Genomic DNA, 14,836 nt, shown 5'->3' with positions numbered 1-14,836 from the left:
GGCCTCCTGTTCGGAGCGGGTGGTCGACCAGCAGGCGAACCCTCACCTGGCGAGGGCCTCGGCGAGACACCGGTCGACGTGCTCCGGCCGTGCCGGACGGGTCCGCATCCGGGCGTGGCGGTGCCGCCCGCCCGCGGGGACCGTGGCGTCGAGGCCGAGTTTGGCAGTCGTCCCACCGACGGAGGACGGGTCCAGGCTGCTGCCGGCGGCCCCGGACACGACGATGACGTCCCGGTCCGCCTGGACCCGTGTCGCCACCGCCCACCCCACCTGCTCGTCGTCGTGGATGTCCACGTCGTCGTCGACCACCACGGCGTGCTTCACGACGGTGGAACCTTCGAGCGTGGCCAGCAGGATGTCCACCGCCGACCTGGTGCTGCCGGCGCGCACCGACACGACGGCGTGCAGCCGGCATGAACCGGCCTCCGGCAGCCGCACGGCCGTCACCTCGGGGTGGGCGCGACGCAGCGTTCGCAGCAGGGCCGCCTCCCGTGGGACACCGCCGATCAGGAAGTGCTCGCGCCCGCCGGAGAGGATGGTCTGGAACACCGGTGACTCGCGATGCCAGCCGCCGGTCAGTTCGATCACCGGGGCCGGCGCGCTGGGCCCGTAGGTGCGTGGGAACTCCCCGAACGGGCCCTCCGGCTCCCGTACGTCGGCGCGGAACCGCCCCGCGAGGACGAACTCGGCCTCGGCCGGCACCGGGAGTCCGTTACCCGGGCAGGCGACCACCGGCAGCGGGGTGCAACGCAGGGCACTGGCGATCTCGAGGTCGTCCAGGGTGGGGTCCGTGGCCGGGGCCTGACTGGCCATGGCCAGCAGCGGGTCGACGCCCACCACGATCGCCACGTCGAGGTCGAGCCCTCGACGCTCGGCCGTGGAGAGGATCCGGCGTAGCCGCCCCGGTAGGACCAGCGTCCGCAGTGTCCGCTCGCCGACGGCGAGCATGCGGTTGATCGACAGGTTCGTACGGCCGGTCGCTGGGTCCCGGACGACGAGCAGCGCCGACGTCAGATAGCGCCCGGCGTCGTGTTCGTGCTGCACGGTGAGGGGGAGGCGGGACAGCAGCACGTCGTCGTCGAACCGGTGGGCGAGCACCGGGGCGGCGGTGCCGGGCAGCGGCGCGCACGGCCGCGGTGCCGTCAGCCCCCGCAGGTAGCGCGTCGTCGTCTCGTGCGGCAGGCAGCCCATGGCCCGGGCGAGGTCGCCGCGGTCGAGGACCAGGTTCCCGGCGAGCGGAAACGGTGCGCCGGCGACGTCGAGGAAGAGCACGGAGCGTCGGCCGTCGAGTCGCTCCAGGACTGCCGAGACCTCCTGGTCCGGGTCGACGCGGGACCGTACCCGGCCGAGCAGACCGGCTGCCTCCCGGAGAGCCATCCAGGACCGCAGGTCCTGCTGGGCCGGCCAGTTGGGCGACGCCGCCGCGGACGAGGTCACGGTCGACCGTCCGAGGCACGCGCGGCGAAGTGGATGTGTTTGAGCTCGGTGAACTGTTCGAGACCGACGACGCCGCGGGTGCGACCGATGCCGGAGGACTTGACTCCTCCGCTGGGTATCTCGGGGTACGAGTGGTGGTGACCGTTGACCCAGACGGTGCCGGCCTCGATGCCGCGGGCGAGGCGCCACGCGCGATCGAGGTCGCGGGTCCAGACACTCGTCGCGAGACCGTACGGCGTGGCGTTCGCCAGGTGCAGCGCCTCGGCGTCGTCGTCGAACGGCTCGACGGTCACCACCGGGGCGAACAGCTCGCGCTGCACCACGGGGGAGTCCACGGGCGGCTCCACGACGACGGCCGGCCGGACGAAGCACCCGGCGAGGCCGTCGAGGTGCAGGCGCTGACCACCGTGCACCCGCAGCCGCTCGCTGGCCGCGCCGAGCACCTCGGCCAGACGGTCGCCGGCGTCTGGTGACACCAGCGGCCCCATCTGGGTCGAGGGGTCGGCCGGATGGCCGACCCGGATCCCGGCGAGCCCGGCGGTTACCGCCGCCAGCACGTCGCGGTGCACCGGACGGTCGACAAGGATCCGCGTGCAGGCCATGCACATCTGCCCGGCGGTCACCACGGCTGCCCGGACCGCCGCGGTCACCGCCGCCTCCACGTCGGCGTCGCGGCAGATGACGACGGCCGCCTTGCCACCGAGTTCGAGCAGGGGCCGCTTCATCCCGGTGCCCGCTGCCCGCAGGATCTCCGTTCCCACCCGGGTCGAGCCGGTGAATGCGACGGCCCGTACCAGGGGATGCTCGACGCCGGTCTGCCCGACCTCGGGTCCGCCGACGACGAGATGTGCGACATCGGCCGGAAGCCCCGCCTGCCGGCCGAGCGCCAGCATCCGGCCGGTGACGCGAGTGCTCTGCGGCGCCGGCTTGACCAGGGCGGTGACGCCGGCGGCCAGTGCCGGGGCCAGATCTCGGATCAGCAGCAGCATCGGCCAGTTCCACGGCACGATGAACATGGTGACCCCGACCGGTTCCCGCACGACGTGTGCGACCGAGCCGTCGGGCAGCGTCCCGGCCATGCCGCCGAGGTGCCGGGCGAGGCCCGCGTTGTAGGTCAGGGCGTCGACGCAGGCCGCGATCTCCAGGTACGCCTCGGCCACGGTCTTGCCGGTCTCGGTCACGAGCGCGTCGGCCAGTTCCGGCGTCTGCGCGGCCAGCGCCTCGCCCCACAGGTGCAGCACCGCCGCGCGGTGACGCGCGTCGGTCGCCCACCGGCCGCGTCCCGCCGAGTGCGCCCGTGCCGCCGCCTCGTCCAGCTCGGCCGCGCAGGTGACCGCCACCGGTTCCAGCGGCGCGAGGGTCGTCGGGTCGAGCGGTCGCACGTACCCGTCGACGGCGGCCCGTCCGGGTGTCCCGAGGCTCACGCGAACACCTGCCCGCCGTCGACGATGACGGTCTGCCCGGTCACGAACGCGGCGGCCGGGGAGGCCAGCCAGAGCAGGGGGCCGACCAGATCGTCGGCCTGCATCGGCCGGGACAGCGCCCGGGCCTGCGCTGACGAGTCGAGGTACGACCCGGTGTTCAACGCTCGGCTCGCCTCGTTGTCGACCAGCCCGGGAGCGAGGACGTTGACGCGGATGTGCTGGTCGCCCAGCTCCCGGGCTGCGGCACGGGTCAGGCCCTCCACGGCCGCCTTGGAGGCGACGTAGTGGGCGAAGCCGACCGCGCCGACGCGACCGACCACCGAGGAGACGTTGACGACGCATCCGCCACCGAGGTCGGCCATCACCGGCGCCACGGCACGGATGCCCAGCCACGAACCGCGTACGTTGACGGCGAAGACGTGGTCCCACTCCTCGACGCCCAGTTCGGTCAGCGGACGCTTCGCGCCGATGCGCCGGTAGACGGCGGCGTTGTTGACGAGCACGTCCAGGCCGCCGAACTCCGCGACGGATCGCTCCACGACAAGCCGCCAGTCCGCCTCCGAGGTGACGTCGGCGGGGGCGAAGAGCGCACGTCCGGGACCGGTGCGGGTGGCCTCCCGGGTCACGGCCAGGGCCTGTCGGGCGGTGCGTAGCAGGTCGACCGCGACGACGTTGGCCCCGGTCGCGGTGAACGCCCGCACATAGGCGCCACCGATCTCGGCGGCGGCACCGGTCACGATGACCGTACGACCGGCGAGAGCGGTGGGGGACGCCGGGCGGATCGGCAACACACTCATCCGGGTACCTCCGGGTCGTGACGGGATGGGGCATCGGGGGCGGCGGTGTCGGCGAGCGGTTCGTAGCGGCCGTCGGCCAGCTGCCGGCGCAGGATCTTGCCGACGGGGGAGCGCGGGATGCGGTCGACGGCGATGATCCGCTTCGGGCGTTTGAGCGATGGCAGTCCGGAGGATGCCCGGACGAATCGCTGCGTCTCTCGAACCGCGTGGGCCGGGTCGACGCCTTCGCGGGCGACGACGAACGCGGTGACCACCTGTCCCCACCGTTCGTCGGGGAGCCCGACGACGACGGTGTCACTGACGGTGGGTACCGCGGCCAGCGCCGCTTCGATGTCGGTGGGGTAGAGGTTCTCGCCACCGGAAATGATCATGTCGTCGACCCGGCCCTGGTACCAGAGATCGCCGTGTTCGTCATGCACCGCGAGGTCACCGGTGTGGTACCAACCGTCGCGAATGGCGCTCTCGTCGGCGTCGGGGCGTCCCCAATAGCCCGCGAACGCCTCCGGGGAGGCCATCGAGGCGATCACCTGACCGGGCTCGCCCGGGGGCACGACATCGTCGGGGCCGGCGCCGTCGCTGGTGTGGATGACGCGTATCCGGGAGAACAACCCCGCCCGGCCGGCGCTGCCCGGCCGGGCGGTGACGTCGGGCTCGACGGTGAACGTGTAGATCTCGGTGCTGCCGTAGTGGTTGACGAAGGCGGCCGGGCGGACCGTCTCGGCGAGGCGGCGGGCGAGGTCGGGGGCCATGGGTGCTCCGGCGTACCCCAGCCGGCGCAGCGACGGCAGTTCATGCAGCCGGCCGGTGTTGAGCAGGGACCAGTAGACCGTGGGCACGAGGTACAGGGCGGTGACACCCTCCCGCAGGATCAGCTCCACCGACTCGTCGGCGTCGAACCGGCGTTGGGGAACCCAGGTCCCGCCGGTCAGCACGCTCGCCAGCAGGGTGCGCAGGCCCATCGTGTGGAACAGGGGCATCACTCCGAGAGTGACGTCCGTGCCGGTGTGGCCGGACTGGACGACGTGCGCGACGGTGGCCGCGTGTTCGGCCGCGTGGGTGCGCGGGACACCTTTGGGTTGTCCCGTCGTGCCCGAGGTGTACAGCAGCACGCTCAGGTCACGGTCGTCGACGGTGACGGGCACCGGCGTGTCGGTCTGGGTCCGCACGAGCGTGGTCAGTGCGACGGCGCCCTCCGGCGCGTCACGCGGATCGCCGACGTACGCCCGGATCGGCGCTTCGGCCGCGTGCGCCGCCGCCGTGGCCGGCCGACCGGAGGTGTTGGCGTCGGTGACGAGCAGCGCGGGCGCGCAGTCGCGTAGGCAGTGTTCCAGCTCCGCGGCGCCCAACCGGGTGGACAGAGGCACCGCGACCGCTCCGAGCTTCTGCGTCGCCAGGTAGACGCCGGCCAGATCCGCTCCGTTGCCCAGATGGAGCGCGACCCGCTCGCCGCGTCGGACGCCGAGTGCCGCCAGCGCCCGGGCGAGCTGGTTGGTGTACGCGTCCCACTGCCGGAAGGTCAGGGACGGCTCTCCCCCCACCGCGAGTCGCTGCGGATGCCGCGCCGCACTCCAGGTGAGCGTCCGACCGATGTCCATCGCTCACCCGAGGTTTTCGACGGCTTGGCGGATGCGCTCCAGGCCCTCGTCGAGGACGTCGTCCGGCACGGCGTACGTGATCCGCACATGTCCCTCTCCCCGGTCACCGAACGCCGTCCCGGCGACCACGCCCACCGAGTGGTGATCGATCAGGTGGTCGGTGAGCTGCTGTGCGGTCATGCCGGTGCCACGGATGTCCGGGAAGACGTAGAACGACCCGTCGGGCGTGGGGCAGGTGATTCCGGGCATCGCGTTGAGGGCCGCCACCGTCCGGTCGCGCTTGGCGCGTAGCCGGTCGCGCGTCGCGATCACGTGGTCCTGCGGTCCGGTGAGCGCGGCGAGAGCGGCGTGCTGGACGAAGGCCGGCACATTGGTCACCGAGTTCTGCTGGAAGATGTCCATGGCGGTGATCAGGTCCCGGTTGCCCACGCACCATCCGATACGGAAGCCGGTCATGATGTAGCTCTTGCTGAAGGTGTCGACCAGGAGAGTGCGTTCGGCCATGCCCTCGACTGCGGCGATGGTCTGGTGCCGGGCGGGCGGGTACACCATGTGACTGAAGATCTCGTCCGAGATCACCGTGACGTCGTTGAGCTGGCACAGCTCGCCGATCTCGGCCAGGCGGTCGACGGTCATTCCGTTGGGCCGCTGCGGCGTGTTGAGGATCAGCACCTTGGTGCGGTCGTTCATCAGCTTGCTCAGCTGGTCGATGTCGAAGTGGAAGTCGGGTTCGACCAGCGGCGCGTAGACCACCCGACCGCCGGCGTAGGTGATCCAGAACTCGTCCGGCGGGTAGCCCGGGTTGGGAAAGACGGCCTCGTCGCCGTTGTCGATCAGGGTGAGCAGGCTCTGCGTCAGAGCGTGCTTGGCGCCCATGGTGACCAGGACCTCCTCGCGGGAGGTCGGGCGGCCTCGGCGGGTGGCCTCGGCCGCGATCGCGTCCCGCAGCTCCGGGAGGCCGGGGCCCGGCACGTAGCGCACGTGCCCGTCGTGTACCGCCTTGACGCACGCTTCGAGGATGTGCGGCGCCGGGCGGAACTCGTCACCCTGGAAGTCGCCCTTCTCCAGGTGGATGACCCGGTTACCGCTCTCCCGCTCAAGCTGCTCGGCGCGGCGCATGGAGGCCCACTGCCGCGGTAGGACGAAGTGCCGCGTCCGGCTCGACAGTGGGCTGCTCGTGCTCCGGCCAGGGCTGTTCGGCGTCGTCACCCTTGATCACACTCCTCGTGTTCCGGTGGGAAGGGACGTCATCCGGCAGCCGGTGACGTCGCGTTCACGATTCCAACCGCCGCATGGACCGGCATCTCTGTGCGTGCCGTTGTCGTCGCTGTCACTCGCACCGGCAGGGCGTCGGAGCCGGTGCCGGCGATGCGTCGATGAACATCGACCGAGCCGAATTCCTTGACGATCAGGCCTCCCAGGATGCCGCCGGTCGCGCCGCACTCCGGAAGATGCGTCCGCCGTCGGCCCGGTGCCACCGTCATGGTCGGCGCCGGCAGGTTCCGACCGCGCGTCGTCCCGGTACGGGTCGGGGGACCGCCGGAGGTCTGCGCTTGATGTGAACCGATCCGGGCGTCATCCACGAGGAGAGGGAACCTTGCAACCATTCACGGTCAATATCCGGCAGACCGAGCTCGACGACCTGCGCCGCCGCCTGGCACAGACCCGGTGGTCGCCGGATCTCGAAAAGACGGGCTGGGCACGAGGGGTGCCGCTGGCGTACCTCAAGGACCTGGTGGCGCACTGGCTCACCAGCTACGACTGGCGTCAGGCGGAGGCCCAGCTCAACCGCCTGCCGCAGTTCACCACGACCATCGACGGCGCCAACGTCCACTTCGCCCACGTACGCTCACCCGAACCGGACGCCGTGCCGCTGATCATGACGCACGGCTGGCCCGGCTCGGTGGCGGAGTTCCTCGACGTGGTCGGCCCGCTCACCAACCCGGCGGCCTACGGCGGCAACCCGTCCGACGCGTTTCACCTGGTCATTCCCTCCATTCCCGGCTTCGGCTTCTCCGGTCCGCTGCCCGCGGCCGGCTGGACGATCGACCGGGTCGCCGGGGCGTGGGTCGAGTTGATGCGCCGGCTCGGCTACGAGCGCTACGGGGCTCAGGGCGGGGACTTCGGCTCCCCGATCTCCCTCGCCGTCGGCCGACTCGACCCGGAGCACGTCCTCGGCGTGCACAGCAACATGCTCACCGTTCTCCCGTCCGGTGACCCGGCCGAGTTGGCGGGCCTGAGCGAGCAGGACATGGCCCGACTGGGCCGGTTGGCCCGCTTCGACGCCGACGGATCCGGCTACCGCAAGCTGCTCGCCACCCGCCCACAGACCGTCTCGTACGCCCTCAACGACTCGCCGGCGGGCCAACTGGCGTGGATCGTCGAGCGGTTCAAGGAGTGGACCGACGCGGCGCTGCCCGACGAGGTCATCGACCGGGACCTGCTGCTGACCAACGTGATGATCTACTGGCTGACCAACACCGCGGGCTCCTCGGCCCAGCTCTACTACGAGGTCACCGAGCAGCAGCGCCAGGCGACCGAGGACCCCAACGCGGAGATGCTGGCCGGATACCGCGAGCGGCCCCTGGTCGTGCCGCTCGGAGTGGCGGTGTTCCCGGGCGACTGCATCCTGCCCATCCGTCGCCTCGCCGACCGGGACTTCTCCACCATCACGCACTGGACCGAGTTCGACCGCGGTGGGCACTTCCCGGCGATGGAGGTGCCGGAGCTGCTGGTCGACGACATCCGGATGTTCTTCCGGTCGCTGCGTACCGCATAGGACGAGAGCGGCAGCACCGCTCGAGACACCGGGGCACCGCCTGCCGGCTACGAGATCCCGGTGCCCCGACCTACCACTGAACACCTCGACGGAGGGACCGCAAGGTGACGACAGGTGATATGGAAACCCGGGCGGGTCGCCGGGAATGGATCGCGCTCGCTGTCCTGTGTCTACCGACCCTGCTCACGACGGTGGACATCAGCGTCCTGATCCTCGCGCTTCCGCGGCTCGCCGTCGACCTCGGGGCCAGCAGCACCCAGCAGCTGTGGGTCACCGACATCTACGGCTTTGTGATCGCCGGCTTCCTGGTGCTCATGGGCACCCTCGGCGACCGGCTCGGCCATCGCACCGTACTGCTGGCAGGCGCGGCGGGCTTTCTGGTCGCGTCCCTGCTCGCCGCCTACTCCACCTCGATCGAGATGCTGCTGGTCTCCCGGGCCCTGCTCGGGATCGCGGCGGCGACGGTGATGCCCTCCGTGCTCGCCCTCATCAGCCAGCTCTTCCCGAATCCGGCGCAGATGGGCGCCGCGATGGGCGTCTGGGGCACGACCATCATGCTCGGCGTCATCCTCGGCCCGGTGGTGGGTGGCCTCCTGCTCGACGCCTTCTGGTGGGGATCCATCTTCCTGATGGGCGTTCCCGTCATGGCGCTGCTGCTGGTCCTGGGCCCGCGGCTGCTGCCCAAGGCGCGCCACCCGCATCCCGGGAGGCTCGATCCGCTCAGCGCGGTGCTGTCACTCGCCGCGCTCCTGCCCCTGGTCTACGGACTCAAGGAGATCGCGCGCGCCGGCTGGCAGGCCGAGCCCGTCGGCGTCGTCCTGGTCGGCCTCGCCTTCGCCTCGGCGTTCGTCACGCGTCAGCGGCACCTGACGCATCCGATGCTGGATCTCGAGCTCTTCCGGAATCCGGTGGTGAGCACCATCGTGCTGCTCGGTCTCGCGTTCGGGTTCATCACCGCCGGCACCGGCCTGGTCTCCACCCTCTACATGCAGCTGGTCGAGGGGATGTCGCCGCTGAGCGTCGCGCTGTGGATGCTCATCCCGGCCGCCGCCATGATCATCGGAGGCAACGTCGGCCCGGCCGTCGCCCGTACCGTCCGACCCGCCTACGTCCTGGGGGCCGGAATGCTCCTCGCGGCCGTGGGTGCACTGATCATCACTCAGGTCAGTGCCTCCGGGGGCCTGGCGACCCTGATCACCGGCCTGGTCGTCATGTACGTCGGCGGCAGCCCGAGCGCCACCCTCGCCAACGCGGTGCTGATGGGCGCGGCGCCGCCGGAGAAGGCCGGCGCCGCCGGATCGCTCTCCTCCACCGGCGGGGAGTTGGGGGTGGCGCTCGGTGTGGCGATCCTCGGCAGCGTCGCCGGGACCGTCTACGGTAGCGCCGTCGAGGTGCCCCCGACGGTCCCTCCGGTCGAGGCGATGGTGGCCGGGGAGAGCATCGTCGGCGCCGCGACCGTCGCGGAGACGTTGCCGGAGCCCGTAGCCGGGCAACTGCTCGACTCCGCGCGGGAGGCGTTCACCCAGGCCCTGCACGGCGCCAGCGTGATCAACCTGGTCCTCTTCCTCGCGGTCGCGGCCCTGCTGGTCTTTCGTCTGCGCGTCGTGCCGCCCACCGGCGCCGCTCACCCCGCCCTGCCCGCCGAGGCCGGGCCCGGCGCTTCCTGACCTGTCGCGCCGGCGCGTGGTCCCGCGATCGCGACGCCGGGCACGGATCCCATCAACCGGAGAGGAAACCTTCATGTCCCGTCGTCGAAGATTGCGTACCACCGTCGTGGCAGCGGCAGCTGCCCTGGCGGCGATGGCGCTGGTCATCGCCCTCACACCGCGACCTGCGGTGGCGAAGGGCCCCTGGGTGGAGGTCTGCCTCGCGCCCACGGTGGCCAGCCGCGTCGAGGTCGACGTCACCGTACCGAAGAAGGTCGCTGACACCCTCCTTCGCCGCACTGCCTCCTACCCGGGGGTCTGCGCGCTGTACGGACAGCGCACGCGGATGGGTGACGGCACGATCGCTGCCTTCTCGCAGTCCCGCAAGGGGGTTCCCCACACCGTCGGTCTGGTGATGAGCGACAGCGCGCTGTCCGGTCTGCCGAGGCATCCGCCGACCGCGGGCCTGTGGTGCTACGACGTCAACGGCGACGGCGACACCGATCAGCACACCGAGTGCACCGGAGGGTACGAGCACCCGCTGCGGCTCAGCGACCAGTTCCGCGCGCGGGTGGACACCCCGTTCCAGTACGTGCTGATGAACTGGAATCCGGCCGGCCACCTGCCGGAGCACATCTACGATCGCCCGCACTTCGACGTGCACTTCTACATGAACTCCAACGAGGAGCGTATGGCGATCCGCCCGGGGCCGTGTGGCCTGCTCGTCAACTGTGAGGACTGGGAGGTCGGCCGCCAGCCCCTGCCGCCGCAGCACATGCCGGCCGATTACAGCGACTTCGGTGCCGTCGAGCCGGGCATGGGCAACCACCTGATCGACCTCACCGGACCTGAGATGAACGGCCAGCCCTTCACCCACACCTTCATCTACGGCTCGTACGGCGGGCAGTTGACCTTCTACGAGCCGATGATCACCGAGGAGTGGTACCGAGAGGTGGCCGCGGGCACCAAGCCGGGGGGCTGCTTCCCCATCAAGCAACCGCAGGCGTGGAAGACCGCCGGTTGGTACCCCACCCGCTACTGCGTGCGCCACCGCGAGAACCGGTTGGAGATCGTCACCACGCTGGAGGGCTTCGTCCGCCGGGCGGCGGGCTGAGGCTTGCCCGGGCACGGGTGGTGGTGCGGGGCGAACCCGGCCCACCACCCGTGCCGCGGCGGAGAGCGCGGTCGCTCGTGGCGACGACCGCCACGGCTCGACTTCGGTATGCTCACCACGGGTATCGATCTCGGTGCGGAGGCGAACATGGGCAAGGTCGACAACACCGTAAACAAGACCGCGGAGGTCGACGCCTTCATGGACAAGCTCGATCACCCCTTCAAGGTGGAGGTCGAGATGCTCCGGGAGAGCATCAAGGCCGTCAACCCGAAGATCACCGAGCAGGTCAAGTGGAAGGCGCCCTCGTTCTCCTACAACGGGGCGTACCTGGCGACGTTCAACCTCTGGGCGAAGGAGCACGTCCACCTGGTCTTCCACAACCCACTGGTGCTGGACGTCGACAGCGCGCTGCTGGAGGGCAACTACACCGATGGTCGGCGGATGGCGTACTTCCAGGACATGAAGGACGCCAAGGCCAAAAAGACCGAGCTCAAGCGCATCATCAAGACGCTCATCAAGGCGATCGACAATCAGTGATCATTCTCATCCACACCTCCAAGGTGATGCGTTCGGCGCCCCGGGGAGGTGCGGCACTGACCACCCCCGCTCTGCTCGACCGGGCCGAGACGCTGGCGACCTATCTCAAGAGCCTGTCGGCGGAGCAACTGGCCGCCGTCATGGAGATCTCGCCGGCGCTCGCCGGCAGAACCCACGCGCTGCTCGCCGACTGGAGCGTCGAGGCGGCGCGGCAGTCCCCGGCAATCGACAGCTTCGCTGGAGACATCTACAGCGGCCTGCGGGCATGTGACCTCTCTGCCGCCGACCGGGCCTACGCGGCGGACCGGCTGCGCATCCTCTCCGGGTTGTACGGGATCCTCAGGCCCCACGACGCGGTCCAGCCCTACCGGCTGGAGATGGGCTATCGCCTGCCCGACCGGCCCTACGACAACCTCTACCGGTTCTGGGGCGAGTCCATCGCGCGGTGTCTGCCGCCGGACGGCCCGATCGTCGATCTCGCCGCCGTCGAGTACAACAAGACCGTCACGCCGTTCCTGCCCCGCGAACGGTTCGTCAGTCCCCGCTTCCTGACGGTGCACCCAAAGACGGGCGAGCCGCGGTTCGTCGTCGTGCATGCCAAGATCGCCCGGGGCGCCTTCGCGAGATGGTTGGTGACGGCCCGGGTCGAGGACCCGGCCGACATCGTCGGCTTCGCCGAGATCGGCTACCGGCACGACCCCGCGCTGAGCAAGCCCCGCCAGCCGGCCTTCGTGTGCAGAGAGTTCGAGGGCAAGGGCCTCAGCGTCCGCCTGCACGACATGGGATGACCTCCTCCGGTCAGGGCGCACACCGCAATCTGAGAGTCACCCCCGGTAGTTCTGCTGTCTAGCGTGGACCGAAACCATCGGTGTCCACCTGGAGAAACAATGGCAGTCTCAGCGGAAAGGGTGATCCCCGGCGCCCGGGGATTCCTCAACGGCGGCGTTCACCGTGCCGCCCTCAACATCTACATGGTGATCGTCGTGGCGCACTGGGCGGAGCATCTCGTCCAGGCGTACCAGATCTGGCTGCTCGGCTGGCCACTGCCGCAGGCCCGCGGCGTCCTCGGGATGCCCTTTCCGTGGCTGGTGAGCTCCGAGTGGCTGCACTACGGCTACGCGGTCGTCATGCTTGTCGGACTGATCCTGCTCCGGCCGGCGTTCGTCGGCCGTGCCAGGGCATGGTGGACCGTCGCCCTGACCCTCCAGTTCTGGCATCACATCGAGCACGCGCTTTTGCTCCTGCAGGCCCACACGTCTTTCCGGCTGCCCGGCACCACCGTCCCGACCAGCCTGCTGCAACTGATCGTGCCCCGGGTGGAACTACACCTGTTCTACAACTCGGTGGTGTTCATCCCCATGGTGATCGCGGTCTACCTGCACCTGCGGCCCAACGAGGCCGAGCGGAAGATGGCGGCCTGCAACTGTGCTCCTCGCCCTCGTCCCGCCACCCGCGGGCGGTCCCTGCTGGTTGCCGGCGACTGAGCCCGACCAATGTCGATCGCGAGACCGATCTACACCGGTGCCGCCGTGACCGTGGCGGCGCTGGTCACGTTCCTCGCACTGTTCGCGCGATTCACCGCGGAACCGTCCGCCGGCACCGCATCCGAGACCCTCTCGATCACTCCCGCCGACAACGCGGTCCTGGCCGGCCCGCCATCGGCGGTCGAGATCCGCGTGTCGGGCCAGCCGGACCTCGACCGGTCACATATCGCTGTGCGAGGAAGCAGCCCCGACCCGCTGACCACCGGGCCGCTGACACCCGTCGGCGCCGACGGCCTGCGTCAGAACCTGACCGTTCCCGGACCCGACGAATTCGTCATCGCCTACCACGTGGTCATGGTCGACGGACGTGACGTCTCCGGCATTGCCCGATTCACGGTGGGGGCACCGGGTGACCGGCAGCCGCCGTCGCCGCCCGCCACACACGCGCACGGCGTCGATCGGGTTGGCGCCGCCCTGCTCATCGTGGACGGCGTCGCACTCCTCGCCGTCCTGGCACTTTTGGTGCGCCGGCCCGAGCGCGTCCGCCGCAACCCCTTCTGACCCGTCCCGTCATGTGCCCGAGAATCCCGCTCACCCGTCAGAAAGGTACGTGCCGATGAGTCGAATCGGAGTCCGCGCCATCGTGCTGGGCGCAAGCATGGGCGGCGTCCTCACGGCCAGGGTCCTGGCCGAACACTACACCGAGGTCGTCGTCATCGAGCGGGACGCGGTGCTGGGCGTGGCTACCCCCAGACGAGGTGCGCCGCACACCGTCCACGCCCATGGCCTGCACGCACGGGGGCATCTCATTCTCGAGGAGCTGTTTCCCGGCGTGACCGACGAGCTGCGCGCCGCCGGGGTGCCCACCGGTGATCTGGGCGAGATGCGCTGGTTCTTCAACGGCCGCAAAATCCAGCCGGCCCGCACCGGCCTGGTCTCGGTGACCGCCCCCCGCCCGGTCCTGGAGAACCACGTCCGCAACCGGGTCGCCGCGCTGCCGAACGTCACGTTCACGCAGGAGTGCGACGTGCTCGGCCTGGTTGCCACCGACGATCGCGAGCAGATCGTCGGGGTCCGGGTGCAGCGCCGCAGACCCGGTGCCGACGTGGAGGTGCTGGAGGCCGACCTGGTCGTCGATGCCACCGGTCGTGGCTCCCGTACCCCCGCCTGGCTCGCTGAGCTGGGCTACCAGCGCCCGGTGGAAGAGCGGGTCAAGGTCGGCCTCGCCTACACCACCCGGCACTACCGCACCCGTCCCGACATGTTTGACGGCGTGCAGTCGATCAATCCGGTTGCCTCGCCGGGACACCCTCGGGGCGCCTTCTTCGGTCAGGTCGGTCCAGAAACCTGCATCCTGTCGCTCACGGGCGTGCTCGGCGACTACCCGCCCACGGAGCCGGATGCGTTCCTCGAGTTCGTCAGGTCCCTGCCGGTGCCCGACGTCTACGAGGCGGTCCGCGACGCCGAGGCAGTGGACGATCCGGTCTCTTTCCGGTTTCCCGCCAGCGTGCGACGACGTTACGAGCAACTGCTGCGATTCCCTGACGGGTACCTGGTCATCGGCGACGCCGTCTGCAGCTTCAACCCCGTCTACGGTCAGGGAATGAGCGTCGCGGCCATCGAGGCGATGACGCTCCGTGAGCACTTGCGACAGCGGCACGCGCCGACACCGCACCACTTCTTCGCCGACCTGGCCAAGGTCATAGACGCCCCGTGGGGCATTGCCGCCGGCGGCGACCTCGACTTTCCGGGCGTCGAGGGCAGGCGGACCCTCAAGGTCCGCGTCGGCAACGCCTACATGGCGCGTCTGCAGTACGCCGCCACCCGCGATCACAAGGTGACGGAGGGGTTCATGCGAGTGGCGGGCCTGATCGACCCGCCCGAGGCGCTCATGCGGCCCGCAATGGCAGGCCGGGTGCTGCGCCACGCGATCCTGCGCCCGGCCCCCGGCCCGTCCTGGCACGGCGCGCCCGCCACTCACGGCACCACGCCGCAGGCGCGTTGACCTCTTTTCTTTTTGCCC

The 14,836-nt window shown here is 70.4% G+C and carries 14 protein-coding genes; 8 read left to right on the top strand and 6 right to left on the bottom strand.

What is annotated here, in order from left to right:
- Nucleotides 1–42: 42 nt before the first annotated feature.
- From ACQ452_RS18090 to ACQ452_RS18065, 6 genes are read right to left on the bottom strand one after another with little or no spacing between them, the layout of a single operon-like run.
- Complete coding sequence (locus ACQ452_RS18090) at nucleotides 43–1,437, bottom strand: UbiD family decarboxylase (RefSeq protein ID WP_433386145.1); 1,395 nt, start codon at nucleotides 1,435–1,437, stop codon at nucleotides 43–45.
- Nucleotides 1,434–2,861 carry an aldehyde dehydrogenase family protein gene (locus tag ACQ452_RS18085; RefSeq protein ID WP_433386143.1) on the bottom strand — a complete coding sequence of 476 codons (1,428 nt, stop codon included), beginning with the start codon at nucleotides 2,859–2,861 and terminating at the stop codon, nucleotides 1,434–1,436. The genes ACQ452_RS18090 and ACQ452_RS18085 overlap by 4 nt, the downstream gene beginning before the upstream one ends.
- The gene (locus tag ACQ452_RS18080; protein WP_433386141.1) at nucleotides 2,858–3,658 is read right to left on the bottom strand and encodes an SDR family NAD(P)-dependent oxidoreductase; all 801 of its coding nucleotides are present in this window, start codon (nucleotides 3,656–3,658) and stop codon (nucleotides 2,858–2,860) included. Before ACQ452_RS18080 ends, ACQ452_RS18085 begins: the two co-directional genes overlap by 4 nt.
- Nucleotides 3,655–5,253 (bottom strand): class I adenylate-forming enzyme family protein, encoded by a 1,599-nt coding sequence (locus tag ACQ452_RS18075; RefSeq protein WP_433386139.1) that lies wholly within the window; start codon nucleotides 5,251–5,253, stop codon nucleotides 3,655–3,657. Before ACQ452_RS18075 ends, ACQ452_RS18080 begins: the two co-directional genes overlap by 4 nt.
- A 3-nt stretch (nucleotides 5,254–5,256) precedes the next feature.
- Nucleotides 5,257–6,462, bottom strand: a complete 1,206-nt coding sequence (locus ACQ452_RS18070) for a pyridoxal phosphate-dependent aminotransferase (protein ID WP_433386137.1) — start codon at nucleotides 6,460–6,462, stop codon at nucleotides 5,257–5,259.
- Nucleotides 6,463–6,500: 38 nt separating this feature from the next.
- Complete coding sequence (locus ACQ452_RS18065) at nucleotides 6,501–6,836, bottom strand: hypothetical protein (protein ID WP_433386135.1); 336 nt, start codon at nucleotides 6,834–6,836, stop codon at nucleotides 6,501–6,503.
- A gap of 14 nt (nucleotides 6,837–6,850) precedes the next feature.
- Between ACQ452_RS18065 and ACQ452_RS18060 the strand changes: the two genes are divergently transcribed.
- The 8 genes from ACQ452_RS18060 (at nucleotide 6,851) to ACQ452_RS18025 (ending at nucleotide 14,818) form a co-directional block, all read left to right on the top strand.
- Nucleotides 6,851–8,032, top strand: coding sequence for an epoxide hydrolase family protein (locus ACQ452_RS18060; RefSeq protein WP_433386134.1), 1,182 nt, complete (start codon nucleotides 6,851–6,853; stop codon nucleotides 8,030–8,032).
- Nucleotides 8,033–8,136: 104 nt separating this feature from the next.
- Nucleotides 8,137–9,699, top strand: coding sequence for an MFS transporter (locus ACQ452_RS18055; RefSeq protein WP_433386132.1), 1,563 nt, complete (start codon nucleotides 8,137–8,139; stop codon nucleotides 9,697–9,699).
- A gap of 106 nt (nucleotides 9,700–9,805) precedes the next feature.
- Nucleotides 9,806–10,792 (top strand): hypothetical protein, encoded by a 987-nt coding sequence (locus tag ACQ452_RS18050; RefSeq protein WP_433386130.1) that lies wholly within the window; start codon nucleotides 9,806–9,808, stop codon nucleotides 10,790–10,792.
- Between the two features lie 147 nt (nucleotides 10,793–10,939).
- Nucleotides 10,940–11,329 (top strand): DUF1801 domain-containing protein, encoded by a 390-nt coding sequence (locus ACQ452_RS18045; RefSeq protein ID WP_433386128.1) that lies wholly within the window; start codon nucleotides 10,940–10,942, stop codon nucleotides 11,327–11,329.
- A complete protein-coding gene (locus ACQ452_RS18040) occupies nucleotides 11,326–12,117 on the top strand; it encodes a YaaA family protein (protein ID WP_433386126.1) in 792 nt (263 codons plus the stop codon). The genes ACQ452_RS18045 and ACQ452_RS18040 overlap by 4 nt, the downstream gene beginning before the upstream one ends.
- 99 nt (nucleotides 12,118–12,216) lie before the next feature.
- Nucleotides 12,217–12,813, top strand: coding sequence for a hypothetical protein (locus ACQ452_RS18035; RefSeq protein WP_433386124.1), 597 nt, complete (start codon nucleotides 12,217–12,219; stop codon nucleotides 12,811–12,813).
- A gap of 45 nt (nucleotides 12,814–12,858) precedes the next feature.
- The gene (locus tag ACQ452_RS18030) at nucleotides 12,859–13,374 is read left to right on the top strand and encodes a copper resistance CopC family protein (RefSeq protein ID WP_433386122.1); all 516 of its coding nucleotides are present in this window, start codon (nucleotides 12,859–12,861) and stop codon (nucleotides 13,372–13,374) included.
- Nucleotides 13,375–13,429: 55 nt separating this feature from the next.
- The gene (locus ACQ452_RS18025; RefSeq protein WP_433394201.1) at nucleotides 13,430–14,818 is read left to right on the top strand and encodes an FAD-dependent oxidoreductase; all 1,389 of its coding nucleotides are present in this window, start codon (nucleotides 13,430–13,432) and stop codon (nucleotides 14,816–14,818) included.
- Nucleotides 14,819–14,836 lie beyond the last annotated feature (18 nt).

The organism is Micromonospora sp. KLBMP9576 (genome assembly GCF_050941805.1).
GTDB lineage: Bacteria > Actinomycetota > Actinomycetes > Mycobacteriales > Micromonosporaceae > Micromonospora.
Note: the sequence above shows the minus strand (reverse complement) of the source record. Positions and strands in the feature narration are given on the sequence as shown.